16 protein-coding genes are annotated in these 25,317 nt (G+C 69.7%); 2 read left to right on the top strand and 14 right to left on the bottom strand.

Annotated elements, in window-relative coordinates; all coding sequences use genetic code 11:
- Positions 1-5 precede the first annotated feature (5 nt).
- On the bottom strand, positions 6-1,205 hold the full coding sequence (locus P0L94_11265) for a Gfo/Idh/MocA family oxidoreductase (protein WES63033.1): 1,200 nt from the start codon (positions 1,203-1,205) through the stop codon (positions 6-8).
- 544 nt (positions 1,206-1,749) lie between these two features.
- On the opposite strand from P0L94_11265, the gene P0L94_11260 reads away from it, so the two are divergent.
- Positions 1,750-5,217 carry a family 78 glycoside hydrolase catalytic domain gene (locus tag P0L94_11260; GenBank protein ID WES63032.1) on the top strand — a complete coding sequence of 1,156 codons (3,468 nt, stop codon included), beginning with the start codon at positions 1,750-1,752 and terminating at the stop codon, positions 5,215-5,217.
- A gap of 135 nt (positions 5,218-5,352) precedes the next feature.
- Here P0L94_11260 and P0L94_11255 read toward each other — a convergent pair whose 3' ends face one another.
- The 12 genes from P0L94_11255 to P0L94_11200 form a co-directional block, all read right to left on the bottom strand.
- Positions 5,353-6,363 (bottom strand): LacI family DNA-binding transcriptional regulator, encoded by a 1,011-nt coding sequence (locus P0L94_11255; protein WES63031.1) that lies wholly within the window; start codon positions 6,361-6,363, stop codon positions 5,353-5,355.
- A 175-nt stretch (positions 6,364-6,538) separates the two neighbouring features.
- On the bottom strand, positions 6,539-10,075 hold the full coding sequence (locus P0L94_11250; GenBank protein ID WES63030.1) for a PQQ-binding-like beta-propeller repeat protein: 3,537 nt from the start codon (positions 10,073-10,075) through the stop codon (positions 6,539-6,541).
- 160 nt (positions 10,076-10,235) lie between these two features.
- Complete coding sequence (locus tag P0L94_11245; protein ID WES63029.1) at positions 10,236-11,759, bottom strand: alpha-L-arabinofuranosidase C-terminal domain-containing protein; 1,524 nt, start codon at positions 11,757-11,759, stop codon at positions 10,236-10,238.
- 85 nt (positions 11,760-11,844) lie between these two features.
- The gene (locus tag P0L94_11240) at positions 11,845-13,125 is read right to left on the bottom strand and encodes an extracellular solute-binding protein (protein ID WES63028.1); all 1,281 of its coding nucleotides are present in this window, start codon (positions 13,123-13,125) and stop codon (positions 11,845-11,847) included.
- A 93-nt stretch (positions 13,126-13,218) separates the two neighbouring features.
- A complete protein-coding gene (locus P0L94_11235) occupies positions 13,219-15,282 on the bottom strand; it encodes a beta-galactosidase (protein ID WES63027.1) in 2,064 nt (687 codons plus the stop codon).
- Between the two features lie 48 nt (positions 15,283-15,330).
- On the bottom strand, positions 15,331-16,017 hold the full coding sequence (locus tag P0L94_11230) for a hypothetical protein (protein WES63026.1): 687 nt from the start codon (positions 16,015-16,017) through the stop codon (positions 15,331-15,333).
- A gap of 28 nt (positions 16,018-16,045) precedes the next feature.
- On the bottom strand, positions 16,046-16,990 hold the full coding sequence (locus tag P0L94_11225) for a carbohydrate ABC transporter permease (protein ID WES63025.1): 945 nt from the start codon (positions 16,988-16,990) through the stop codon (positions 16,046-16,048).
- Positions 16,987-17,985, bottom strand: coding sequence for a sugar ABC transporter permease (locus tag P0L94_11220; GenBank protein ID WES63024.1), 999 nt, complete (start codon positions 17,983-17,985; stop codon positions 16,987-16,989). Before P0L94_11220 ends, P0L94_11225 begins: the two co-directional genes overlap by 4 nt.
- 86 nt (positions 17,986-18,071) lie before the next feature.
- The gene (locus P0L94_11215) at positions 18,072-19,367 is read right to left on the bottom strand and encodes an extracellular solute-binding protein (protein WES63023.1); all 1,296 of its coding nucleotides are present in this window, start codon (positions 19,365-19,367) and stop codon (positions 18,072-18,074) included.
- A 223-nt stretch (positions 19,368-19,590) separates the two neighbouring features.
- Positions 19,591-20,547, bottom strand: coding sequence for a family 43 glycosylhydrolase (locus P0L94_11210; GenBank protein ID WES63022.1), 957 nt, complete (start codon positions 20,545-20,547; stop codon positions 19,591-19,593).
- Between the two features lies 1 nt (position 20,548).
- A complete protein-coding gene (locus tag P0L94_11205) occupies positions 20,549-21,637 on the bottom strand; it encodes a Gfo/Idh/MocA family oxidoreductase (protein WES63021.1) in 1,089 nt (362 codons plus the stop codon).
- A gap of 19 nt (positions 21,638-21,656) precedes the next feature.
- Positions 21,657-23,435 carry an ABC transporter ATP-binding protein gene (locus P0L94_11200; protein WES63020.1) on the bottom strand — a complete coding sequence of 593 codons (1,779 nt, stop codon included), beginning with the start codon at positions 23,433-23,435 and terminating at the stop codon, positions 21,657-21,659.
- Between the two features lie 54 nt (positions 23,436-23,489).
- Between P0L94_11200 and P0L94_11195 the strand changes: the two genes are divergently transcribed.
- The gene (locus P0L94_11195; protein ID WES63019.1) at positions 23,490-24,164 is read left to right on the top strand and encodes a rhamnogalacturonan acetylesterase; all 675 of its coding nucleotides are present in this window, start codon (positions 23,490-23,492) and stop codon (positions 24,162-24,164) included.
- Here the strand turns inward: P0L94_11195 and P0L94_11190 are convergent.
- Entirely contained in the window at positions 24,157-25,170 is a 1,014-nt protein-coding gene (locus P0L94_11190) for a LacI family DNA-binding transcriptional regulator (GenBank protein WES63018.1), read from the bottom strand. The two genes, P0L94_11195 and P0L94_11190, sit on opposite strands and share 8 nt — an antisense overlap.
- Between the last annotated feature and the right edge of the window lie 147 nt (positions 25,171-25,317).

Genomic DNA, 25,317 nt, shown 5'->3' with positions numbered 1-25,317 from the left:
CGTCGTCAGTCCAGGGACAGTGCGGGCAGCTCGACCTTGCGGCCCTCGCGGTCGGACTGCAGGCCGGCCTCGGCCAGCAGCACGCCGCGCGCGCCCGAGAGCAGGTCGAACTCGTACTCGGTGCCCAGCACGTACGACTCGAGGAACTCCTCCCACTGCTGGCGGAAGCCGTTCTGGAACACGTCGTTGGTGGGGACGGCAGCCCAGTCGGCGTCGTAGTCGTGGTCGTCGGCGAGGTCGGGGTTCCACACCGGCTTGGGGGTGGCATTGCGGTGCTGGATCTTGGCGCCGAACAGACCCACGACGGCCGAGCCGTGCGTCCCGTCGACGTGGAACTCGACGAGCTCGTCGCGATTGACACGCACGGTCCACGACGAGTTGATCTGGGCGACGATGCCGCCGTCGAGCTCGAAGATGCCGTACGCGGCGTCCTCGGCGGTGGCGGTGTAGGGCTCGCCCTTCTCGTCCCAGCGGGTGGGGATGTGGGTGGCGGCCTGCGCGTAGACGCTCTTGACGTCGCCGAAGAGGTTCTCCATCACGTAGTTCCAGTGCGGGAACATGTCGACGATGATCCCGCCGCCGTCCTCGGCGCGGTAGTTCCAGCTGGGGCGCTGGGCGGGCTGCCAATCGCCCTCGAAGACCCAGTAGCCGAACTCGCCGCGCACCGACAGGATGCGGCCGAAGAAGCCCGAGTCGATGAGGCGCTTGAGCTTCTGCAGGCCCGGCAGGTAGAGCTTGTCGTGGACCACGCCGGTCTTCACGCCCGCGGCCTGGGCGAGCTTGGCCAGCTCGACGGCCTCGTCGACGGTCTCGGCGGTGGGCTTCTCGGTGTAGATCGTCTTGCCGGCCGCGATCGCCTTGCGCAGGGCCGTCGCGCGGGCCTTGGTGACCAGGAAGTCGGCGTAGATCTCCCAGCGCGGATCGGCGAGGGCGGCGTCGAGATCGGTGGTGTAGTCCTCGATGCCGTGCGTCGAGGCGATCTCGGCGAGCTTGGGGGCGCTGCGTCCCACCAGCAGCGGCTTGACCGTCACCTTCGAGCCGTCGGCGAGCTCGATGCCACCCTGGTCGCGGATCGCGAGGATCGACCGCACCAGGTGCTGGCGGTATCCCATGCGGCCCGAGACGCCGTTCATGATGATGCCGATCTCGCGGACCTGCGGGGTGTCCGCCTCGGCCGGCGCCGAGGCGAGGGTCGTGTCGGTCATGAGGTCCTTCTCTCTGTCGAGGTTCGCCGGACGTCACCGTCGCGGCGGAGCCGGAAGTCGTAGCGGGTAAACGCTTTCCACCAGGGTGCCACGGAGCGGGTCGGGTGCGCAAGCGCTGATCTGCGACACGCCCGCTGCACCGGGGTGTGCGTGGTGCGGGAAACGCGCGATCAGGGGGGCTTTCGCTCGTTGTAGGAGGCGCAGCCATATTGAGTGTTCAAAGCTGGCTGAACAAGCGTTCAATCCAGATCATCGAGAGGTATATATCGAAAAGCGGACTTCTTCTGCCGCTGGCGGGGAACATCGACACAAGCGGCTCGGCTCGCTTGCGTTCACATAGAAAATTCTTGACTAATTCCCAGCCGTTCGTCAGGGTGATCCCCGAGGTGTTCTGAATCCATTCAATTCAGATTCAGAGCAGTTCAGGGATCAGCCGATCAATCCACGAAGGAGTGCGAGACATGAATCTGACATGCCCGGCAGTCGCGTCCCCGATGCGACGTCTCAGAGCGTGCCGACCATCTCGAGAGGCGGTGATCTCACGATGAGGAATCTGCTCAAGGCGACGCTCGTCACGACGGGTGTCGTCGCCCTCGCCGCACCGCTCGGGGCGACCGCCGCGTCGGCGGCTCCGCCGGCCGAGCGCTTCACCGTCGACGTCGGCGGCCTCAGCGTCAACGGCCGCGAGGATCAGCCGATCGACCTCGGCAGCTCCCGACCGCTGTTCGGCTGGTCGATGTCGGCCGAGGAGGAGCCGGGCAACCCGTGCTTCGACGGCTCGGTGCGCGGCACGTGCGCGCTCGACGCGCAGACCGGCTACGAGATCGAGGCGGCCGCTACTGTGGCCGCGCTCGAGTCCGGCGATCTGCTGTGGGACACCGGCAAGGTCGAGTCCTCGCAGCAGCTCAACGTGGTCTACGGCGGCGCCGAGGCGCTCGAGTCGCGCGACACCGTCGCGTGGCGCGTGCGCGTGTGGGACGCCCTGGGCAACCCCTCGGAGTGGAGCGACCCGTCGACCTTCACGGTGGGCCTGCTGCTTCAGGACGACTGGGGCGACGCGCAGTGGATCGAGCAGGCGGGCCGGACAGAGTCCGACCCACTGCCGATGTTCGCGCGCCAGTTCGAGCTCGCGCCGGGCAAGGAGGTCGACAAGGCCACCTTCTTCGTGTCGGGTGCGGGTCTGCACTACGCCACGGTGAACGGGCAGAGCATCACCGAGGAGCACCTCGCTCCCGGCAACACGAACTACCAGCTGTCCACCGAGTACCGCGCGTACGACATCACGTCGGAGCTGGTCGAGGGTGAGAACGCGCTCGGCGTGGAGCTCGGCAACGGCACGGCGTACGTGCGCCGTTCGATCCACAACGAAGAGGTCGGCCGGACGTCGCCGTACGCATGGTGGCAGAGCCAGATCAAGGGCAGCGGCGAGCTCGTGGCCCCGGTCGAGGCCGGCGCCACCAACGTCAAGCTCTCGAGCACCTCGAACTACCACGTCGGCGGAACGATCAACATCGACACCGGCGACGGCGGGGACGACCTCGAGCTGCGGGTGATCACCGAGATCGGAGACCCCGGCGTGGACGGGACGGGCATCTCGTTCGAGCCTGGTCTGGACGCGGCGCACCCCGAGGGCGCGCTCGTGACCGCATCGGGCAACAACATCGCCGAGACCGACCCCAGCGCGGGCGCGGCCGTGACGCCGCGGATGATCGGCCGCCTCGAGGTGACGTACACCGACGGCTCGAGCGACGTCATCGTGACCGACCGCTCGTGGCGCGCAGCGTCGAGCGCGCTGGTCACCGACGCTTGGTACTCCGGTGAGGACTACGACGCCCGCCGCGAGCAGGTGGGCTGGAACGAGCCGGGCGCCGACCTGACCGACGCCGCCGAGCGCCGCGACGGATCGAGCGTCAACTGGACCTCGGCCGGCATCGCGCCGCCGCCGAACCTCGCGACCAAGCTGATCGCGCGCGAAGGCGAGGGCATCTACGAGGCCGAGCGGTTCACGCCGCAGTCGATCACCAACCCCGCCGACGGCGTGTGGGTCTTCGACTTCGGTCAGAACTTCGCCGGGTTCGCGCAGCTGGATCTCCCCGAACTGCCCGAGGGCACGATCGTGAAGGTCAAGCCGGCGGAGAGCCTCAACGAGGATGGCACGGTGAACCAGGGCTCGCTCGGCCCGGGTGGACGAGGACGCGACCTGTTCAACTCCTACATCACCGCCGGGCTCGACGGTGGCGAGTCGCGCACGCCGATGTTCAACTACTTCGGCATGCAGTGGGTGCAGATCGAGGGTCTTCCGGCCGGCTACGAGCCGTCGGCGGACATCATCACCGGCATCCGCCTCATGGCGGCGACGCCGGACGTCGGGACCTTCGACTCGTCGAACGAGCGCATCAACCGCATCAACAAGATGGCGTACTACTCGATGGCCTCGCAGATCTTCTCGACGTTCACCGACTGCCCTGGTCGTGAGAAGCAGTCGTACCCGGCGGACTACACGATGCCGATGGACGGCTTCCACCGGTTCTTCGAGTTCGACGCGTACATGCGCACGACCCAGCACCACCTTGTGGAGGGTCAGTCGATCGCCGACTCGTACATGTTCGGCAACGTCGCCCTGAAGACTCCCGTCCACGACTGGGGCTACACGCGCCGGTTCGGCGACGAGATCAACTGGGGCAACGGCATCATCCTGGTTCCGGCCTTCCTGTACGAGTACTACGGCGACACCGAGACGATGGCGCGGTACTACGACCAGATGGTCAACTTCGTCGACTACATCCAGCGCGAGAAGGCCGACGGCGACATCGTCGAGGGCGCACTGGCCGACTGGGTCTCCGCCGAGCAGACCTCGGGCTTCATCACCGGCACGTGGGGCTACTACGTCATGATGACCAAGATGGTCATGATGGCCGAGCTCACCGGCCACGATGAGGACGCCGCGACGTTCGCGCAGAAGGTCGAAGAGATCAAGACCGCGTACAACGACGCGTTCCTGAACACCGAGCTGGGCTACTACACGGCCGACGGCAACGACGGCACCGACGGGGCGACCCAGGGTGCGCAGGCGCTGGCGCTCGACGCGGGGCTCGTCCCCGACGAGTACCGCGACAGCGTGCTGCAGCGTCTCGTCGACGATGTGAAGGCGTTCGGTCCGGACGACGGTCCGCACTTCAGCGCCGGCACGATCGGCCTCGCCGCCACGGTCCGCCAGCTCACCGACAACGGCTACGGCGACGTGCTGTTCGACGCGCTGCAGACCGACACCGAGCCCGGATACGGGTACTTCATGGAGTCGACGACCGCCAACCCCGGTGGCTTCACCACCATCGGCGAGCGGTGGTCGCGCGGCAGCTCGAAGAACCACATGATCCTGGCGCAGATCGTCGAGTGGTTCCAGACCGGACTGGTCGGCATCGACCGGGCCGCGGGATCGGTCGGCTACGACGAGCTGGTGTTCAAGCCCCAGCCCGCCGGCGACCTGACCTGGGTCGAGGGCAGCTTCGAGACGCCTCGCGGCGTGGCGAGCACCCGTTGGGACAAGACGGACGAGAGCTTCACGCTCACGATCGAGGTCCCGGCGAACACCTCGGCCGAGGTCTGGGTGCCCACCGGTGGTGACCAGGCCGTGCTCACCCCGAACCGTGCGACCTTCGAGCGCATCGAGGGCGAGTTCGCGGTGTACTCGGTCGGCGCGGGAACGTTCACGTTCGTCGCCGCCGAGAACGGCTACGGTGCGATCGACGAGGCCGTGCAGGCCTTCGTCGAGGACGGTGCTCTGTCCGAGCAGCTCGCCGACAACCTGAGCTCGTTCCTCGCCAAGGCCCTCGAGGCCTCGGCGGAGGGTGACGCGCAGGTGGCCGACAGCATGCTGCGGTCGTTCCTCAACCAGATCGAGAACGCCAACTCCTCGCGGGCATCCGATGAGGCGAAGGCCGAGCTGGCAGAGATGGCCGCCGCGCTGCAGGCCCTGCTCAGAGAGGAGGGTGGCATCCCGGTCGACCGGTGATGATGTGACCTGAGCGGCATGGCCGCGGGGCGGGTGCGATCGCGTGAGCGCGGGCGCACCCGCCCTTCTCATGTGCCGCGGAGCAGCGAGACGGATGCGCGGAGCAGCGAGACGGATGCGGCGGGGCGGCGACGCTCAGGCAGGCGAGGTCGATGCGCGCACGACGATCTCCGGCTGGAAGACGGTCTGCCGGGGGACGCTGTCGAGATCGGCGGCCTCTTCGAGCAGGACGCGCAGCGCCGTCCGGCCGATCATGCGACTGGGCTGGCGCAGCGACGACAGCGGCACGGCCGCCGCGGCCGCGAAGGCGATGTCATCGAACCCGATCAGCGCCATCTCGCGCGGGACCAGCATCCGGTCGCCCACGACGAGGGACTGGAGGAGTCCCAGCGCCACGAGGTCGTTCGCGGCGAACAGCGCATCGGGCCATTCCCGCCGCGGCCGAGCGAGGATGCGCCGGCCCGCTGCGACGCCCTCTTCGACACTCGTCGCCTGTGTGGGGATGACTTCGAGCGAGACCGGCTCCGAGGCGTTGTCGACGGCCGCGCGCGCTCCGGCCAGCCGATCGCTCACCTGGTGCAGGTCGAACGGGCCGCCGACGAACGCCAGACGTCGTCGCCCTGTCTCGATGAGGTGGGCGGCCGCGGCGCGGCCGCCCGCGACGTTGTCGACCGACACGCTCGAGAACCGCCCGTCGCCGCTGAAGCGATCGACGAGCACCGCGGGGATGCCGCGATCGCGCAGCCTTCTCAAGCGCGCCGTCACGTCGCCGTGCGGCGCGATGAGGACGCCCCGGACCTGCTGCTCCTCGAAGAGGTCGAGGTACATCCGCTCGCGGGCGACGTCCTCGTCGGTGTTGCCGAGCAGCACCGCGATGCCGCGCTGCGATGCCTCGTCCTCGGCGCCGCGGACGACCTCGTTGAAGAACGGGTTCTGCCCGCTGAGAACGACGAATCCGACGGTGGTGCTGACACCGGCGCGCAGTTTGCGGGCCGCGTCGTTGCGAATGTAGCCGAGATCGTTGATCGCGTTCATGACGCGCTCGGCCTTGGCGGCGCTCACGGCGTCGGGTCGGTTCAGGACGTTGGACACCGTCCCCACCGACACTCCCGCCGCCATGGCGACATCGCGGATGCTTGCCCGCACGGTCCCTCCCCAGGATCCGCCTTCGCGTCCGGCCTGCAGCTTCGGATGCACCGGACGTGACTCCACCGTAGCGGTGGCGGCGCGGAGCCCGAAACGCCGCGGGCGTGTCAGGTCCTGTCGCTCTTCGTGCACGCTGAGCAGCACGCGCTCGGCGTGGCCCTGCGGTCCTCCGCGGTCACTCGGTTCCCCACGAGGCGATCGTCGTCGCCATCGAGCCGAGGTCCCCGACTCCGTCGATGCCCGCGAGCACCGCGCTCCCGACCGCCTCGTTCGCCAGCGGCGCCCAGGCGAACGCCGGCGGGACATACGTGAGCAGGTTGCCCGCGAGGGTGAGTCCACCCGCGAACCCGGAGACACCGCTGCTGTACGCCATGCCGGACGCGATCGACGTGAACACGGCGTAGAACCCCTGGATGACGACGGCGATGTATTCGAAGTCGGTGGTCTCCCCGGGGATGGCGTCGCTCGGCCGGACCGCCAGTGGAGCGATGATCATCGCCAGTGGGATGAGCTGCGCGGCCTGCATGATGTCCCACAATGCGGTCCCGCCGTACTGCTCCACCTGCAGGCCGAAGCCGATGCCGATCTCGGCGAGCGCCAAGGCCCCGTAGGTCCCCAGCGCGAGGATGTTCTTCTCGAGCTTCTTCCCGTCGGTGAGGTCGATCGCGACATCCGCGGCCGTGTACGCGATCGACGCGAAGACGAACGCGTACTGCCCGTCCGAGAGCTTCTCGTCGTCGCCGAGGCCGCTCTCGTCGGCGGTCGCGATCACGATCTCGGTGGGGATCGCGATGAGAAGGCTCGCCAGGTTGAGGCAGGTGAGCTTCTCGCCGTTGGGTACGAGGGCCTCGAACACCTCTGTCAGCACCGGGATGTGGAGAGCCGTGCCGAGGATGCCCAGGACGTCGTCGACGAGGTCCACGAGTGCGTCGAGCACCGTCTCGGCGATGAGGACCACGGCGGTGAAGAGCAGCTCGGCCAGGTCGACCACGCTCTGAAGGAGCTCCGACAGCGCGAGATCGGCGTACTGCGACGGGTGCGACACGAGGCGCTCGAGCGTGTGGAAGGTCTCCTTCAGCTCGCTGTCCAGCTTCGCCGCGTCTGCACGCAGAATCGGCTCGATTTCGGAGATGGCACTCTCGAAGTGCTGCTTGAAGCTCGCGGCATGCGATTCGAGAGCGGCGAGGGCATCTGCGCCCACCGAGGGGGACGCGCCGTCTGAGCCGTGCGACACCTTGCCCGATGCCCAGCGCGAGGAGCAGTAGCTCTTCGCCCCGTGCATGCCGTAGAAGGCCTGCGGGTTGCCGAAGTCCTGCTGACCGCCGGCGGTCGTGTTCGTCGTGTCGGCGATCGCCTGGGCTGTCGACGCGTTCTGGTTGCCGCTCACCCAGGTCGTGAAATCCGAAGCCTGCGTCTTCAGCCCGCTTTGGAGCGTCGAGATCGCCGTCGTGATGCTCGTCGAGATCTTCTGCGAGCGGGCGACGATGTTCGCCCAGTCGAACAGCTGGCAGAACGCCTCCACGACCTTGTCGATGTCATCGATGACGGTCTTGAAGATGCCCGCGACCACCGTCGCGGCCTTCTCGACGGTGTCGACCACCAGGTTGTACCAGTCGCCTGCGTCGTCATGGATCTGCTTGACGAGGTGCTTGGCATCCTTCTCGGCGGTCCAGATGATGCGCCTGATCTTGCGGTGGCCGTGGACGACATTGTCGATGAAGCGGTCGAACCCGTTCTTCCGGTGCTTGGTGAAGCTCGCCATCAGCTCCGCTGGCGGCGTGCCGTCGTGGTACGTGGCGATGGCCCCGTCGAAATCGGTGTACCAGGCGCCGCTGGTCTGGCGATACGGGCGGTCGGCCGGCCCGACGGTGGACTGGAACGCGAGGTTCGAGGCGGTGCCCGCGAATGCGATGTAGGAGGGCGACGTCCCGGCCTGCACAGCGGCCAGGGAGGCCGTCGTGTCCCCCATGGTGTTCTTCAGCGTCGTCGCCAGGTCGGTCGCCTTGTCGGAGGTGTAGCCGGCATCGGCGATCGGCTTCGCGCCGGAGAAGTCGCTGAGGTTCAGCAGGTCCTGACCGGAGACGGAAGCGACCGCGCCGAGCGTGTCCTGGTCGGGGTAGACGACCATCGCCTCGTGCTCCTGCATGAAGGGCGCCCACATGTACAGCGCCGGGGCCGACAGCCCACCGGCGACGGAGGTCAGGCTCAGCTCGCCCATCCCGTCCGTGCGCGTCCAGAGCGGGTCTCCGGGACCGATCTTGTGGCTGCGGTCGCCGATCGTGACGGTCGTCCTTTCGGATGCCCAGATCTTGACCGTGCTGCCGGCGCGGGGGCTCTTGTTGGGGTGCACGCACAGCACCTGAGTCCGGTACGTCGGGTTGCTCGGCGTCGGGCGCTGGGTCGCGCCGTCACCCGCGGCCGATGCGGCTGCGTAGTGATCCGCCATGAGCTGGCTCTCGGTGAGGAACTGCGCGAACAGGCCCGCGAGGTTCACACCCTGGATCTTGATCCGCGCGGACTTGTCGGTCTTGCTGAAGTAGCAGACGCTCGAGTCGACGCCGACGATCGCGGCACCTGTGAAGCCGGCGTCGATGCGCACGGGCGTGTGGGCGGAGCCCGCGGTGCTGGGCGAGAGCGGAATGGCGATGATCTTCGCGCCGCTGGATGCCTGCCCGGCGACGTAGGCGAAGCCGTCCGAGATCACGATGCGACCATCGGAGAGGTCGTCGCCCGGGCTGGCCGTCCAGAGAATCGACTTCGCTCCGCCGGTGACGTCGGACTGCCCGACCGTCACCGCGAAGAAGGTGCCGGACGAGTCGCCGACGTAGAGCACGCCGTTGGCCACCGTGGGCACCGAATAGTCGATGTCGGATGCCGCCTCGATCGACCAGGTCTCGGTCCAGGTCGCGGTGCTGAGCGCGACGACCCTGGCCTTCTCGCCGTCGGCGTGGCGGGTCACGTAGTACAGCTCACCGAGGCCCGGCACGAGAGTGGGAACGACCGTGCCCGGGATGCCGTGGGCATGCGCGACGAGGCCCTCGAACTGGACCTGGAAGAGGTGGCCGCCCCACACGACGCAGACCCCGTCGGATGTGCCCACCGGAACGCCGTGCGGGGCGTCGGGATCGATCGGCTGCGCCACCGACGAGAGCACCAGCGTCCAGGCCTCGCCGCCGTCCTCCTGCTCGAGCACCACGAGCGCTCCGCCCTCGGCGAGGAACGCGATCTGCGTCCCGAGGTCCACGAGCGGGCAGCCGTCGGTCTCGGTGACGGTGTAGTCCTTCGCCCACAGCTGGAAACCGGTCGCCGGGTCGAGCGCGATGACCTGCGTGCGCGAGGCGAGGAAGATCCCGGCGGCGGTGACGAGTGGCGTCGCGAAACCGCCGACGATCGGCGGGCCGTCGGGGATCGGGTAGGTCCATTGCCTCTCACCGTCGGGCACCGACAGGCTGTAGGCGGACGACCCCGTCGTCTTGTTGACGTCGTAGGTGTCGACGACGATGATCGAGCCGCCGTCGAGGGCCGGGACCGCCGACGGGTCATGACCGGCGTCGCCCTTGTACAGGAACTCCGGCTGCGCCACGGTCGCGGTGGCGGCGCGCGCGATGTCGGGCGCGAACGCGAGCCCCGCGAGGCCGAGCCCCGTGCCCTGCAGCATGGTGCGACGCGACAGGACGAAGTCGAAGGCGGGCTCTCGGGTCTTCTCGGTCACGATCGTCTCCCTGCGGTCCCGGTGCATGCGCGGGGCGCGCCAGCGCAGACCCCTGCCGGAGTATCTACCGGACGGAATGCGGGGCGTCAAGGGGGACGTGCCCTCATCGGCATGCGCGCCGGTCAGGATTCCATTCGGAGAACGTATTCGTCGGGCCGGCTCACGCGAGGCGTACCGCGGCCCACGACACGGCGGGCAGCGTCGCGGTGAGCGCACCGTCGGCGACCTCGGCGCGGTCGAGCGGGCGCACGCCGACACGATCGGGATCGGCGAGCGTGTTCGCGGCGTACATGTCGTCCTCGTGAAGCAGATGCGACTCCACGACCCCGACGTCGCGACCCAGCGCCGAGACGAGCGGTCCCAGGTCGACCGCGAGGTCGGCGGCATCCGTCGTCGAGCGGTTCACGACGAACAGCGAGACGCCCTCGTCGTCGATCGTGGCGACGGCGTTGACCGCGGCGACCTCGCCGAACCTGGTGCTGGGGAACGTGCCCGCCTCGACGGGCACCCGCACGGCTCGGTCGCCGGCCAGGCGCGACGTGATCGAGAACGGGAAGAACGTCGTCTGCTTCCATGCCGGGCCGCCGGGCTCGGTCATGATCGGCGCGATCACATTGACCAGCTGGGCGAGGGAGGCGGAGCGCACACGGTCCGCATGCTGGATCAGCGTGATGAGCAGGTCGCCGAAGACGACCGCGTCGAGCGCGTGGTACTGATCCTCGAGCAGGCGGGGCGCCACCGGCCAGCCGGCCTCGGCGGGCTTGTCGTCGAGGCCGCCTTCGTCGTTGTGCAGGTACCAGACGTTCCACTCGTCGAACGAGATCATGATGCGCTTGTCGCTCTTCTTGGTGGCGGCGACCGCGTCGGCGATCGCGACGACCGATTCGATGAACAGCGCCATGTCCACCCCGGATGCCAGGAACTCCTGGGCGTCGCCGCCGTGCTCCTGGTAGTACGAGTGGCAGGAGATGAAGTCGACGTCGTCGAAGGCGTGCTCCAGAACGGTGCGCTCCCACGAGCCGAACGTGGGCATGCTGCGCGCCGACGAACCGCACACGACGAGTTCGACGCCGGGATCGAGCATCCGCATCGCCTTGGCGGTCTGCGAGGCGAGCTTGCCGTAGTCGTCGGCGTTCTTGTGCCCGATCTGCCACGGGCCGTCCATCTCGTTGCCGAGGCACCACATCTTCACCGCGAACGGCTCGGCGCGTCCGTTGGCGGTGCGCTGCGCGGTCCAGGTCGTCGTGGCAGAAGCATTGGCGTACTCGAGCAGGTCCACGGCCTCGGACGTGCCGCGCGTGCCGAGGTTCACGGCCAGCATGAGGTCGCTGCCGACGCGGTCGAGCCAGTCCTGGAACTCGTGCAGGCCCACCTCGTTCGTCTCGGTGGAGTGCCAGGCCAGGTCCAGGCGTCGCGGCCGCTCGTCGACGGGCCCGATGCCGTCCTCCCAGCGGTAGCCCGAGACGAAGTTGCCGCCCGGGTACCGGATGGTCGACACGCCGAGCTCGCGCACCAGCGCGACGACGTCCTGGCGGAAGCCGGCGTCGTCGGCGCTGGGGTGGCCCGGCTCGAAGATGCCCGAGTGGATGTGGCGGCCCAGGTGCTCGACGAACCCGCCGAAGATCCGGCGGTCGATGTCGGCGATGGCGTTGTGCGGGTCGAGGCGTGCGCGGGCGTCGGTCATGTCGGGCTCCCGAGGTCTGTGAGCGGGGGGAGAGAAGCGGATGCCGGGGCGGCCGTACCAGGCCCGCCCCGGCATCCGCTGAGGTTCAGTCGAGGATGACGTCGGCTTCGGAGAAGAAGGTGCTCACGGCCTCGTCGACCGTGATGGCGCCGAGTCCGAGCGAGCGGCCCAGCTCCCAGAAGGTCTGCTCGAGCGAGCCGTAGCCGACGACCGGAACGGGCGGGGCCTCGCCGACGCGGTCGGACACCGAGTCGATGTAGTCGGCCACCTGCTTGTCGACGCCCTCGAGCGTCGTGCCCGCGAGCTTGCTCGACGACGCGGGGAAGCCGAGGGTCGTGCCGAAGATCTCACCGGCTTCGGGGCTGTTGACGATGAAGTCCAGGAACATCGCCGAGGCCTCGGGGTGCTCGGTGTTCTCAGCGATCGCGATCTGCAGGCCGCCCTGCTGGTACAGATCCTGGGCTCCGGCCACGGCGGTCGGCGGTGCGACGATCGAGATGGACTCGGCCCCCGAGTCGGCGAGGTAGCCGCCGAGGAAGTTCGACCAGCTCATCTCGCTCGCCGTCAGCTGGGCGCCGAAGCCGGACATCGGGCTGATCTCCTCGAGGCTCTGCTGCGGGACCGTGATGCCGTCGCGCAGGTCGGCGCCGCTCTCCCAGTACGCGCGCAGCTCGTCCTCGGTGAACCCGAGCTCGCCGTCCGCGGTGTAGAGGTTCTTGCCCTCGGCGCGCAGCATCAGCTCGAAGGTCTGGATGCGCTGGGTGTAATCGGTGCCTCCGTAGACCTCGCCCCCGGTCGCATCGGTCACCGACGCCATCCACTCGTCGAAGTCGTCGAAGCTCGAGGCGCCCTCGGGTGCGTCGACGCCGATCTCGGCCAGCAGGTCGTCGTTGACGAAGTTCGCCCACATGCTGAAGCCGGTCGGCAGCGAGTACTGCACCCCGTCGAGCCGGCCGGTGCCCAGCAGCGAGTCCTCGAACGTGGAGAAGTCCACGTAGTCGGCGACCTCGCCCAGATCGAGCACGTGGCCGGTCTCGGCGTACTGGCGCAGGTAGCTGTCGGAGAACTGGAAGACGTCGGGGAGGCCGCCGCCGGCGGCCTCGGTCGCGCGCTTCTCCCAGAAGCTCGGCCAGTCGGTGAAGGTGGAGTTGATCGTGATGTTCGGGTGCTGCTCGTTGAACGCGTCGATCAGCTGGTTGTAGCGGTCGGCACGGTCGTCGTTGCCCCAGAAGGCGAACGTGAGCGTGACCTCGGCCTCGGCATCGAACTCGGCGCTCGGCGCTTCGCTCGAGCTGCAGCCCGCGAGGGCGAGGGCTCCGGCGGCGGCGAGGCCGACGAAGGTGAGGGTGCGTCGTGGGTTTCGCATGGCTTCCTTCCTTGGAATGCGCTTTCCTGTTGGGTATGGCGGACGGATGGATGAAGAGGTGGGACGGCCGGCTCGACCGGCGGCCGGCAGAGGCTAGCCGGGTACGGAGCTGAACGTGGGGGAGGGGTCGCTCTCGGCCGGGCGCTGCGCGACCGGAGCCGTGACGAACGCGACCTCCAGGGGCTGGAGCACACGGCGCGACACCGTCTCGCCGGTCTCGGCGTCGGTCCCCGTCAGCGCCACCTCGGCGGGCTCGTCGCCGTGATTGATGACGGTCACGAGGTCGCCGCGTCGTGCCGCCTCGACGCCCGCGGGCAGGTCGTCGACGACACCGGTGACGCCGGATGCCGCGATCACGGCCGCCGCGACGGCGTCGACGCCGTCGCGACCGGGCATCGTCGCGAGGTACCAGGCCGAGCCGCGCCCATGCTCGCGGCGCGTCAGCGCGGGCGAGCCCCCAGCGCGGCCGCCGTCGAAGCGGGAGAGCACGGCGGCGGTCTCGGCGTGCACCACTTCGGCCACGAGGGTGCCCACGTGGGACGACTCGCCGAGCCCGAACACGACGGTCTCGCCGTGTGCGCCGGTGCGCTCCGCCTGGGCTCCGACGCCCATGCCGCCCGTCGAGGCGCCGCCCAGGGCGCCGAAGTCCTCGAAGCGGATGCCGAGCACCGCGCCGAGCTGCGTGACGAAGCCGCCGGGGCGGAAGCGATCGTGCTCGTCGACGATGTCCGTGAAGGGCCCGGCCAGGAGCGTGCCGCCGCCGGAGACGAAGCGGGTCAGCGCCGCGGCGCCCTCGTCGCGCAGCAGGTACAGGGTCGGCGCGACGGCGAGGTCGTAGCCGTCGTCGACCTTCTCGGGCGGCACGATGTCGACCATGATGCCGCGGCGGTGGAACGCGCCGTACCACTCGAGCGCGATCGCGAGGTAGTCCGTCTCGGCCGGATGGTCGCGTCCCTCGACGGCCCACCAGTTCTCCCAATCGAACACCAGCGCGACGCGTGCGTCGCGGCCCGGTGCCGGGAGCTCGGGGAGCGCGGCGAGGCGTGCGCCCAGCTCGGTGACGGCGTGCCAGATGCGGGTGTTTGTGCCGGCGTGGGGCAGCATCGCCGAGTGGAACTTCTCGCTGCCGACGCGCGACTGACGCCACTGGAAGAACATGATGCCGTCGGCGCCGCGCGCGATCGACTGCGCGGTCTCGGCCATCAGCACGCCCGGTCGCTTTCCGGGGTTGGCCGGCCGCCAGTTGACGGCGTCGGTCGCCTGCTCCCACAGCAGCCACGGCACGCCGGGCTTGAGCGAGCGCACGAGGTCGCGCTGGAACGCGGCATCCCGCACACGGTCCGGGTTGGTCGGATCGGGATAGCAGTCGTCGGCGATGACGTCCATGTGCGGCGCCCACCGCGCGTAGTCCGCGGGCTTGAACGGGCCCATGAAGTTGGTCGTGATGGGCTGGGTGGCGCCAGCCGCGAGCAGGATCTCGCGCTCCATCAGGTAGCACTCCAGCAGCATGTCCGACGTGAAGCGGCGCCAGTCCAGCATCGACGACGGGTTATGGCTGTACGGTGCCAGCCGCGGGGGGAACACTTCGTCGAAGCCGCCGTAGCGCTGCGACCAGAAGTCGGTGCCCCACGCGTCGTTGAGCGCGTCCACGGTGACGTAGCGCTTGCGCAGCCATGCCCGGTAGGCGTCGCGGGCCGCGTCCGAGAAGTCCATCCACAGGTGGCATCCGAACTCGTTGCCGACATGCCACATGACCACCGCGGGGTGGTCGACGTAACGCTCCGCGATGCGTCGCACCAGCTCGCCCGCGAGGCGCCGGTAGGTCGGCGACGACGGCGCGAAGTGCTGGCGGCTGCCGGGCCAGTACGCGGCGCCGGATTCGTCGGCCGGGAGGGTCTCGGGATACGTCGCGCTCACCCAGGGCGGGGGAGACGCCGTCGCGGTGGCGAGGTTCACCCGGATGCCGCCGGCGTGCAGCTTGTCGATGACGGTGTCGAGCCAGTCGAAGTCCCACACGTGCTCCGACGGCTGGATCCGCGACCACGCGAAGATGCCGAGGCTGACGATGTTCACGCCCGCCTCCTGCATGAGGCGCACGTCGTCGTCCCACACGTCCTCCGGCCACTGGTCGGGGTTGTAGTCGGCGCCGTACAGCACGGAGGTGGCTCCTTCGGTCGAAGCGTGTCGGGGTTCGGCGGGCGCGGATCAGTCGCGCGGGCGCCGGGGTCGCTCGGGGATGGCGACGACGGCGAGCGCCGCGCAGCCGAGGGCCGGGACGATGAGCGGCGCGAGAGCCCACGTGGCGACGCCGACGAAGCCGGCCGTGGCGGCCAGGTACAGCGCACCGGGGATGTCGCGCACGAGCGAGCCGGGCAGGGCGCGCACGGCGCCGCGCCAGCCGGTCTCGGGTGTCCACAGCCCGGCCGCGCCGAGGAGTGCGACACCGAGGGCCGCGAGTCCGACCCATCCGACGACGGCCATCGCCTCGCCCCCGGGGAGCATCCCCGACCCGGCGATCGCGATGTCGAACGAGAGGATGAGCCCGAGCAGCGCCGCGACGGCGCCGACGCCGATGCCGCCGACGAGCCCCGACTTCACGTCGCCGAAGAACTGCGCCATCGACGAGCCCTCGGCGCGGATGAAGCGTCGCAGGTGCCGGACGCCGGCGGCGAGGGCGACCGGCAGGGTCACCACGGCGATGCCGACGAGCGCGACCAGAACTCCGGTCAGCAGCACTTCGCCGAGCAGCGCGAACTTCGCCGTCGCGCCCGGGAACCGCGCCGGCTCGCGCTCGCCGGCGGTGGGGCCGCTGCCGTCGAGATCTGCGCGGCGCGCGGCCGCATCGGCGCGGCGCGCCTCGCGACCCTGCTTGCGATCCATCGTCGTCTCCATGAGTGAGTCTGCCACCCGAGCGGGGCGGTCAGCCCTTCAGGCCCTGTGTCGCGACGCCGTCGACCAGGAAGCGCTGGAAGACCATGAAGAACACCAGGATCGGGATCAGCGCGACGAACGACGCGGTCACGGTGGCGCCGTAGTCGCTCGAGGAGGTCTGGTCGTTGTAGAGGCGCAGCGCGATCGGCAGCGGGTAGTTCTCCGGGCTCGTGAGGTACAGCAGCGGGCCCAGGAAGTCGTTCCACGCCCAGATGAACGAGAAGATCGCGCACGTGATGAGGGCGGGCTTGATCAGCGGGATGATGATCGCCCAGAAGATCCTGACGTGCCCGGCGCCGTCGATGCGCGCCGCCTCGTCCATGTCGCGCGGCATCTGCCGCATGAACTGCACCAGCAGGAACACGAAGAACGCCTCGGTGGCGAGGAACTTCGGCAGGATCAGCGGCCAGAAGGTATCGATCATGCCGAGATTGTTGAACAGCAGGTACTGGGGGATGATCACGACGTGGAACGGCAGCAGCAGCGTGCCGATCATCGCGGCGAACAGCACCGCCAGGCCCTTGAACTGGATGCGGGCGAACGCGTAGGCGGCCAGCGCCGACGAGATCACGGTGCCGATGACGGCGGCCGAGGCCAGCACGAAGGAGTTCCAGTAGAACTTCCACATCGGGACGCCCGCGATGCCCTCGAGGACCTTGAGGTAATTGTCGATCGTGGGGTTCTCCGGGAACAGTCCCGTGTTCTGCCCGAACTCCGCGTTCGGCTTGAACGTCGCGAAGACCAGCCAGATCAGCGGGTACAGGACGAGGGCCGTGAGGGCGATGAGCACCACGAACCAGATGACGGTCTGCCACGTCTTGCGCTTGATCCTGCGGCGCGGCGCGGGCGGCGGGGCGGAGGTTCCGGCGGTCTGCGGGTCGAGCTGGTGCTCGAGCTCCTGGACGGCGGGCTCGCCGAAGCTTGCGGTGCTCATCGGTTGTCTCCGGAGTAGTGGACCCAGTTGCGCTGGGTGCGGAACAGGATGAAGGCGATGATGGCCACGACGATCAGCAGCACCCAGGCGATGGCGGCCGCGTAGCCCATCTGGCCGTCGCTGAAGCCTCGCTTGTAGAGGTAGACGGTGATGAAGTTCGTCATGCCGGCGGGGCCGCCGGTGCCGTTGGAGATGATGTACGCCGACGCGAACACCTGGAATGCGCCGATGATGCCCAGCAGCAGGTTGAAGAAGATGACCGGCGAGAGCATCGGCATCGTCACGGCGCGGAAGCGGTGGAAGGGGCCGGCACCGTCCATCTCGGCCGCTTCGTAGAGCTCCTTGGGGATCTGCTTGAGGCCGGCGAGGAAGATCACCATCGTGGCGCCGAACTGCCACACGGCCAGGATGATCATGGCCGGGAGGACGAGGTCGGGGTTGCCGACCCAGCCGCCGAGGTTGATGCCGAAGATCTGCAGGGCGTTGTCGACCGGTCCGTCGGTGGAGAAGAGTGCGCGCCACACGATCGCCACCGAGACCGAGGCGGCGATGAGCGACGGGGCGTAGAAGGCCGAGCGGAAGAACCCGGCGCCCTTGTCGCGGTAGTTCAGGAGCATGGCCGTGCCGAGGGCTGCGGCGAGCATGACCGGTGTCCCCACGAGCACGTAGATGAGGGTGATCTGCGCCGACTGGATGAACTGCGGGTCGTTGGTGAACAGCCGCACGTAGTTGTCGAAGCCGATCCAGCGCGGGGGCTGGAAGATGTTGTAGCGCGTGAACGACAGGTACAGCGAGTAGATCATCGGGATGATCGTGAGGCCGAAGAAGCCGATCAGCCACGGGCTCAGGAACCCGTAGCCGGCGAGGGTCTCGCGCAGCTGCCTGCGACGCTGACCGGGGCGCGTGGAGGGGACTTCGCGGCGGCGGCGCGGCATCAGCCGCCCCTTGGGGAGGCGCCGGCCGGTGACGAGCGCCCTCGTCGATGTGGTGGTCACGTCATTGCTCCCGGTGAGGGTGGATGGGGGATGGGGTGGGTCCCGGGGGCCCGGATCTCGCGGAGCCGAACCCCCGGGCAGTCGGATCAGCCGCCGAGGACGACGTCCATCTCGGTGAAGAACCGGTCCACGGCCTCGTCGACCGTGAGGGTGCCGAAGCCCAGCTCGGTGCCGAGCACGCGGAAGGTCTCCTCCAGCGAGCCGTAGCCGACGACCGGGACCGGCGGGGCCGAGCCCAGACGGTCGGCGATCGAGACCTCGTAGTCGGCGATCTGCTGGCTCAGCGGGTCGAGCTCGGCCGCGGCGAGCGCGGTCTCCGAGGCCGGCAGGCCTCGGTTGGTGCCGAAGATCTCACCCGACTGCGGGCTGTTGACCAGGAAGTTCACCAGCGTGGCCGCGGCCTCGGGGTGCTCGGTGTTCGCGCCGATCGTGTGCAGCATCGACGGCTTCAGGTACAGGTCCTGCGCGCCCTCGACGGTGACCGGGGGAGCGACCAGGCCCAGCTCGGGGTAGGCCTCGCCGAGCTCGCCGAGGTAGCCGCCGCCGAAGTTGTCCCACGTCAGCTCACTCGTGGTCAGCGCAGCGCCGAACCCGGACAGCGGCGCGATCTCCTCGAGTCGCTGCTGCGGGATGACGACCTCGTCGTCGCGGATCGCGGAGCCGGACTCCCAGAACTCGGCGAGGCGCGCTTCGTCGAAGCCGGGCTCGCCGTCGTCGCTGAACAGGTACGAGCCCTCGGACCGCAGCTGGACCTCGAAGTTCTGGATGCGGCCCGTCCAGTCGGTGCCGCCGTAGATCTCGCCGCCGCTGGCGTCGGTGACCTCGGCCATCCAGTCGTTGTAGTCGTCCCAGCTGCCGCCGGCGAACTCGTCGACGCCGACCTCGGCGAGCAGCGTCGGGTTGGTGTACATGCCCCACGCGTTGGTCGAGGTGGCGATCCCGTAGGTCGTGCCGCCGACGACGCCGATCGAGAGGATGTTCTCGGGCAGCGGGTCGGTCTCGATGATGTCGCCGAGGTACGGGTCGAGGTCGAGCAGGAGCCCGTTCTCGGAATACTGGCGCATGTAGGAGTAGTCGAACTGCATGACGTCGGGGAGGTTGCCGCCGGCGGCCTCGGTCTGGCGCTGCTCCCAGAACTCGGGGAAGCCGAGGAACGTGGAGTTCACCGTGATGTTCGGGTACTCCTCCTCGAACGCCGCGATGACCTCGTTGTAGAGCTCGGCACGCACGTCGTTGCCCCAGAAGGCGAGGTCGAGGGTGACCTCTTCGTTCGGGTCGAACTCGCCGGACGACTCCGAGCCGCTGCCGGTGCAGCCGGCGAGGGTCAGTGCGGCGCCGGTCGCGAGGGCGACTCCGGCGAATACCCGCTTCTTGCTGAACATCCTTGTCCTCTCTTGAACGTCTGCGTTCGATTCTCCCGCTCGCGACGCTCGTTGTCCGTTGGTTGCGGTGTCGGGGCGCATCCCTTGGTGCTGAGACGGAAAGCGCTTGCCCGCTACGGTAGCGGGCCAAAAAACGTTTCGCAAGGCCTGGCTGCCAAATCGCTTGAACGATTCATAACGGTCGGGTCACAGGGACCCGGACGCGCGCGGCGCCTGTCGTGATTCAGCGCGCGCAGACCAGCACGCCGTCGCGCACGCCCAGCGACGCGACGTGGACGGCGCTGCGCCGATGCGCGGCGGCATCCGCTTCCTCGATCTCGGAGCCGTCCCACCACGGGTGCGTGAAGTAGTACAGCGACGCGGTGTCGCCGTGCACGACGACCATGCCGTGTCGGCCGATCTGGACGCCGCGGTCGGCGGGGCCCGACTCGCCCAGGATCACGTCGTCCGCGTCGCCCTGGCGCTCCCACGCGACGGCATCCGCCGAGCGGTGGACGGCCATGCCGCGCCATTCGTCGGTGATCATCCACCACCACCCGCCCAGCGCGAACACGAAGGGCCCCTCGTGGGGTCGGCCGCCGATCGCGGTGCCCTCCGGCCGCCATCCCGCCAGGTCCGCCGAGACGGCGACCTTCGTCACGGAGTCCGCGGCCTCGTCCTTGTACCACAGGCGCCAGCGCCCGTCGGGGCAGCGCGTGACCGCGGCGTCGATGACGAACGCGCTGTCGAGCGCGAGCGCATCGCGTCGGGACCAGCTCGCGAGGTCGTCCGAGACGTACTCGACGATGCGGCGCTCGTGCCCGGCCCACTGCGTCGGGATGCCGTCGATCTCGGTCAGGTACATGCGCCAGCGCTCGCCGTCGTGGATCACGTCGGGGGCCCAGTGCGTGCGGTCGACGGTCTCGGGCGGAGGGCCGGCGCGCAGTGCGAGCCCGCCCGGTGCCGGCTCGAGCGTGCCCGCGTACTCCCACCGGACGCCGTCGGAGCTCCGGGCGACGCCCACGCGCGTGCCGTGCACCCACGCGACGCCGGGACCGGGGTCCGGGTGCGACGCGCGGCGCTGGGTGTACAGCATCCGCCAGTCGCCGGGCCCGACGCGCACGACGACGGGATCGGTCGCGCCGTCGTAGACCGGGTCGCGGTAGATCTCGTGCGGCGCCGGTGCGTCGGGGTCGATCACATCAGCTCCGCAGGTCGGTGACGGGGCTCGCGAAGCCGCGTCGGTGGGTGGGGTGCGAGGCGAGGTCGGCCGGCGTCACGGGGCGTCCGTCCGCGGCGGCGGACGCGTAGATCGCCGCCACGAGCTCGAGCGAGCGGGCCGGCGCGTCGGCCGTCGGTGGCAGCGCGCGGTTCTCGAGCAGCGCGTCGAACACGTCGCGCAGCAGCGGTGCGTGGTCGCTGCGCTCCTCGGCATCGGGAAGGGCCCACGCTGCCGCCTCGTCCTCGAAGCCCGGAGCAGGCGTGATCGACCAGTCGTCGTGGCCATGGCCGTACAGATGGTCGACCGTCACCGTCGCCTTCTGCGTGTCGATGCGGATCGAACTGGTCTGGCGGGGTGAGACGGCGCTCGAGACGATCTGGGCGACGGTGCCCTGCGCGAACACGGCGGTGGCCGTCGACGCGTCCTCGGTGTCGGTCTCGCGGTCGAGCCGCCACAGACGCGCCTCGACGCTGGCCCAGTCGCCGAGCAGGAAGGCCAGCAGATCGAGCTGATGGATGCCGTGCCCCAGCGTCGTGCCGCCGCCTTCGGTCTCCCACCTGCCGCGCCACGGCACGGCGAAGTAGTCGGCGTCGCGGAACCACAGGGTCTGGCACTGCGCGAGGAGCGGCCGACCGAGCGCGCCGTCGTCCAGCAGCCGCTTCACATGGGCCGCCGCCGTGCCGGTGCGCTGCTGGAAGACGACCGCGAGCTGCCGGCCGGCCGCGGCGGCCGCCGCCCGCATCTCGTCGAGCTCGTCCAGGCTCGGTGCCGGGGGCTTCTCGACGACGACGTGGGCGCCGGCCGCGAACGCCGCCAGGGTCTGCTCGCGGTGGACGACCGGCGGCGTGCAGATCAGCACGACATCGGGGCGCTCGGCCTCCAGCAGCGCGGCCAGATCGGCGTGGACGGCCGGAACGCCGTGGCGCTCGGCGAACGCGGCGGCGGCCTCGGCCGAGATGTCGGTGACGGCGACGAGCTCGGCGCGCGGGTGCGCAGCCACGCCGGCCGCGTGCAGATTGGCCACGGCGCCGGTGCCGACGAGGGCGCAGCGCAGGGTGGGGGTGGTCATCGTTGTCCTCCGCTCGGGCTCAGTAGGTGGCGCCCGCCTGCGTCGCATGCAGGTGGGCGTAGCGGCCGCCGCGTTCCAGCAGCTCGTCGTGCGCGCCCTGCTCCACGATCTCACCGTGCTCGAGCACGACGATACGGTCGGCCTGGCGGATGGTCGACAGTCGATGGGCGACGACCAGGGTCGTGCGGCCCGCCATCAGCCGGTTGAGGGCATCCTTGACCAGTCCCTCCGACTCGGGATCGAGCGCCGACGTCGCCTCGTCCAGCAGCAGTATCCGCGGATCGCGGACGAGCGCCCGCGCGATCGCCAGGCGCTGGCGCTGACCGCCCGACAGCCGCGCGCCGCGTTCGCCGACCACGGTGTCCCACCCCTCGGGGAGGGCGTCGACGAACTCGGCCGCGTTCGCGTCGCGCAAAGCGGCGCGCAGACGATCCTCGGTGACCTCCTCGAGCCCGTACGAGATGTTGTCGTGGATGGATCCCTCGAAGAGCACGGACTCCTGGGGCACCACCGACACCGAACGCCGCACGGTGCGCAGATCGAGCTCCTGCATGTCCTGCCCGTCGAGCAGGATGCGGCCCGAGGTCGGCCGGACGAACCCGAGCACGAGATTGAGCATCGTCGACTTGCCCGATCCGCTCGAGCCGACGAAGGCCACCGTCTCGCCGGGTGCGATCCTCAGCGAGACGTCGTGCACGGCGTCGCGATCGGCTCCGTCGTAGCGATGCGACACGCGCTCGAGGTCGAGGCGCCCCCCGACGTCCGACACCGCGCGCTTTCCCTCGTTCTGCTCGAGGTCGGGCTCCTGCAGCACCTCCGAGATCGACCGCATCGACTCGAGCCCTCGCGCGCCGACCGGGATCAGCATGAGCAGCTGGGTGAGGCCCTGCGTGAGCAGCGTGAAGTAGGTCGCCAGCAGCACGACCTCGCCCGGAGTGATGGGGAGGATGCCGGTGAGCGAGAACACCGCCGCGAGGACGAGGCATCCGACGCCGAGCAGCTGCATCGCCACCCACGAGATCGAGGCGACGTGGCCGTTGAGCATGTCGAGGTGGAGGCCGGCGCGCCGCACGCCGTCGGCACCCGTCGCCACACGGGACACGGCGGTCTGCTCGAGTCCGTGCGCGCGGGTGACGGGGATGAGCGAGGCCATCTCGCCGACCCGTGCGGCGAAGCCCTCGACCTCGCGGCGGAACAGCTCGTTGCGCACGCGCGAGCGGTTGCGCAGGCCGTACCGGATGCCGATGGCGATCGGCACCGCGAGGGCGTAGACCGGGAGGAACTGGGGTACGGCGACGGCCGTCATCGCGAGCGCTCCGCCCATGACCATCGTCGCCGACAGCAGCGGGTGCGTCACCTGCTGCAGCATCAGTTCGACGTTCTCGACGTCGCGCACCACCTTGGTCTGCACGATCGAGGAGCTCACGCGCGTGTGGTAGCCGATCGACAGGCTCTGCAGGCGCGCGGCCAGGGCGTTGCGCAGGTCGGCGCCGGTGTCGCGCACGACGGTCATGAAGCTGCGGGTGTACACGATGTGCATCGGGTAGTTCTGCAGGAGCAGGCCGGCGGCGATCGCGAACCACACCAGCGCGGTGGTGACATCGCCCCCGGTCGCGACGATGTCGATGATCTCGGCGGTCACCACCGGGAGGAACCACAGCGGGATCTCCTTCATCGTGAACGCCAGGACCGCCAGCGTCATGCGGCCCGGTCGACGGGCGAGCAGGCGCACGACGGATCGGGCCGGGCGGGAGCCCTGAGCGATGCGGATGGTGCCGGTAAACGCTTTCTGCGTCATGATGACATCGTAACGACGGATGCGCGGCGCCGGGTCGCCGAGTCGGGAGGAAGCATGACCTACCACCTCGCCGGCGACTCCACGGTCGCCCCGGCCAAGCCCGAAGAACTGCCGATGACCGGGTGGGGCTCGTACATCGCGCCGTGGGTCGACGAGCCCGTCCGCAACCTCGCGTTCGGCGGCGCGACCTGCGATTCCTTCATCGCGAGCGGCGCCTGGCAGGCGCTGCTGGCAGAGGTCGGACCCGGCGACACCGTCGTGATCCAGTTCGGCCACAACGACCAGAAGGAACCGGCCACGCTCGCGTCTCGGGGTGGCTACACCGAGCGGCTGCGCGGGTTCGTCGCCGACGTTCGCGAGTGCGGGGCCGTCGCCGTGCTCTGCACGTCGTGCGAGCGCCGGTGGTTCGACGGCGACCGGGTCACGCCGACGCACGGCGACTATCCGAACGCGGTTCGAGATCTCGCCCGCGAGGTCGATGTGCCGCTGATCGATCTGACGGTCTTCACGACGTGGCTCTACGAGGACCTGGGGCCCGAGGCGTCGCGCGATCTGCTGTGCCATTTCGAGCCGGGCGAGCACGCGCACTGGCCCGAGGGGCTCGCCGACGACACCCACTTCCACGAGCGGGGCGCTCGGCGCATCGGGGCGTTCGCGGCGCGATCGCTGCGCGCGATCGCGCGCGCCGACGGCGACGAGCCGCCGCGGGGAACCCAGCTGGTCAGCTGACGCCCGTGGTCGAGGCGCGCACGACGAGCTCGGGCTCGTACACGACGTTCCGGGGCGGGTCCCCGCCGTCGCCGGCGATGAGCGTCAGGAGCAGCTCGGACGCGGTGCGACCCATCTCGCGCGCGGGCTGCCGCACAGAGGTCAGCGGGACCGTCGCGATGGCCGCGAACTCGATGTCGTCGTAGCCGACGACCGCGATGTCGTCGGGGATGCGGATGCCGCCCGAGACCAGGCCGTGCAGCACGCCGATGGCGAGGTGGTCGTTCGAGGTCAGGATGCCGTCGGGGCGGTCGCCGGCGGGCCGTGCGGCGATATCGGCGCCGAGAGCCCGGCCGGTCGTCGATGTCGTGCGCTGGGTCCACACGGGCTCGATCGTCGCGCCGTCCACGGCCGCCACCGCCTGGCGGGCGCCCTGGAGGCGTTCCCGCACCTGGCGCACCTCTTCGCGCGCGCCGACGAACGCCAGTCGCCGTCGTCCCGCCGCCAGCAGGTGCTCGGCGGCGAGGCGTCCGCCGGCGACGTCGTCGAAGGACACCGAGGGGAGCTCGCCGGCGTCGTCGACCGAATCGACCAGCACGACCGGGATGCCCCGGCGGCGCAGCCGCTCGAGCCACGGCCCGGTGTCGCCGAAGGGGCTCACGAGCGCCCCCTCGACCTGCACGCGCTCGAACAGCTCGAGGTGATCGCGCTCCTTGGTCATGTCGTCGCTGCTGTTGCCCACGAGCACGCGCATCCCGGCGGCGGATGCGGCGTCCTCGGCGCCGGCGACGAGTTCGGCGAAGTAGGGGTTGGCGATGTTGATGACGGTCATCCCCAGCAGTCCGCTGCGGCCGGCACGCAGCTGCTGCGCGGCGTGGAGAGGCACGTAGCCGAGCTGATCGGCGGCGTCCCGCACGCGGGCCACGAGCTTCTCGCTCACCAGATCGGGTCGGTTCAGGGCGTTCGACACGGTGCTGATCGACACGCCGGCGCGTGCGGCGACATCGCGGATCCCGACTCGCCTCATCGCACCTCGTCTCGTCATCTGTCGGCGCCGTCGCTGCGCGCGGAGCCCGGGTGGGACCCATCGTAGGAGACCGTGCCGAGAGCGCCGGAACCCCGGCCCGCGGTCCCGTCGGCGGGCGTCTCGCCGCGCGAAGGGTGCCCGCCGCCG

The organism is Microbacter sp. GSS18 (genome assembly GCA_029319145.1).
In the GTDB taxonomy this organism is placed as follows: Bacteria; Actinomycetota; Actinomycetes; order Actinomycetales; family Microbacteriaceae; genus Microbacterium.
This window is presented reverse-complemented; position numbering and strand designations above follow the sequence as displayed.

What these genes read in the sequence shown, in the direction of transcription:
- P0L94_11190 (WES63018.1), bottom strand. Translation starts at nt 25,170, where the DNA reads ATGAGGCGAGTCGGGATCCGCGATGTCGCCGCACGCGCCGGCGTGTCG.
- P0L94_11230 (WES63026.1), bottom strand. Translation starts at nt 16,017, where the DNA reads ATGGAGACGACGATGGATCGCAAGCAGGGTCGCGAGGCGCGCCGCGCC.
- P0L94_11195 (WES63019.1), top strand. Translation starts at nt 23,490, where the DNA reads ATGACCTACCACCTCGCCGGCGACTCCACGGTCGCCCCGGCCAAGCCC.
- P0L94_11200 (WES63020.1), bottom strand. Translation starts at nt 23,435, where the DNA reads ATGACGCAGAAAGCGTTTACCGGCACCATCCGCATCGCTCAGGGCTCC.
- P0L94_11225 (WES63025.1), bottom strand. Translation starts at nt 16,990, where the DNA reads ATGAGCACCGCAAGCTTCGGCGAGCCCGCCGTCCAGGAGCTCGAGCAC.
- P0L94_11240 (WES63028.1), bottom strand. Translation starts at nt 13,125, where the DNA reads ATGCGAAACCCACGACGCACCCTCACCTTCGTCGGCCTCGCCGCCGCC.
- P0L94_11205 (WES63021.1), bottom strand. Translation starts at nt 21,637, where the DNA reads ATGACCACCCCCACCCTGCGCTGCGCCCTCGTCGGCACCGGCGCCGTG.
- P0L94_11245 (WES63029.1), bottom strand. Translation starts at nt 11,759, where the DNA reads ATGACCGACGCCCGCGCACGCCTCGACCCGCACAACGCCATCGCCGAC.
- P0L94_11215 (WES63023.1), bottom strand. Translation starts at nt 19,367, where the DNA reads ATGTTCAGCAAGAAGCGGGTATTCGCCGGAGTCGCCCTCGCGACCGGC.
- P0L94_11260 (WES63032.1), top strand. Translation starts at nt 1,750, where the DNA reads ATGAGGAATCTGCTCAAGGCGACGCTCGTCACGACGGGTGTCGTCGCC.
- P0L94_11265 (WES63033.1), bottom strand. Translation starts at nt 1,205, where the DNA reads ATGACCGACACGACCCTCGCCTCGGCGCCGGCCGAGGCGGACACCCCG.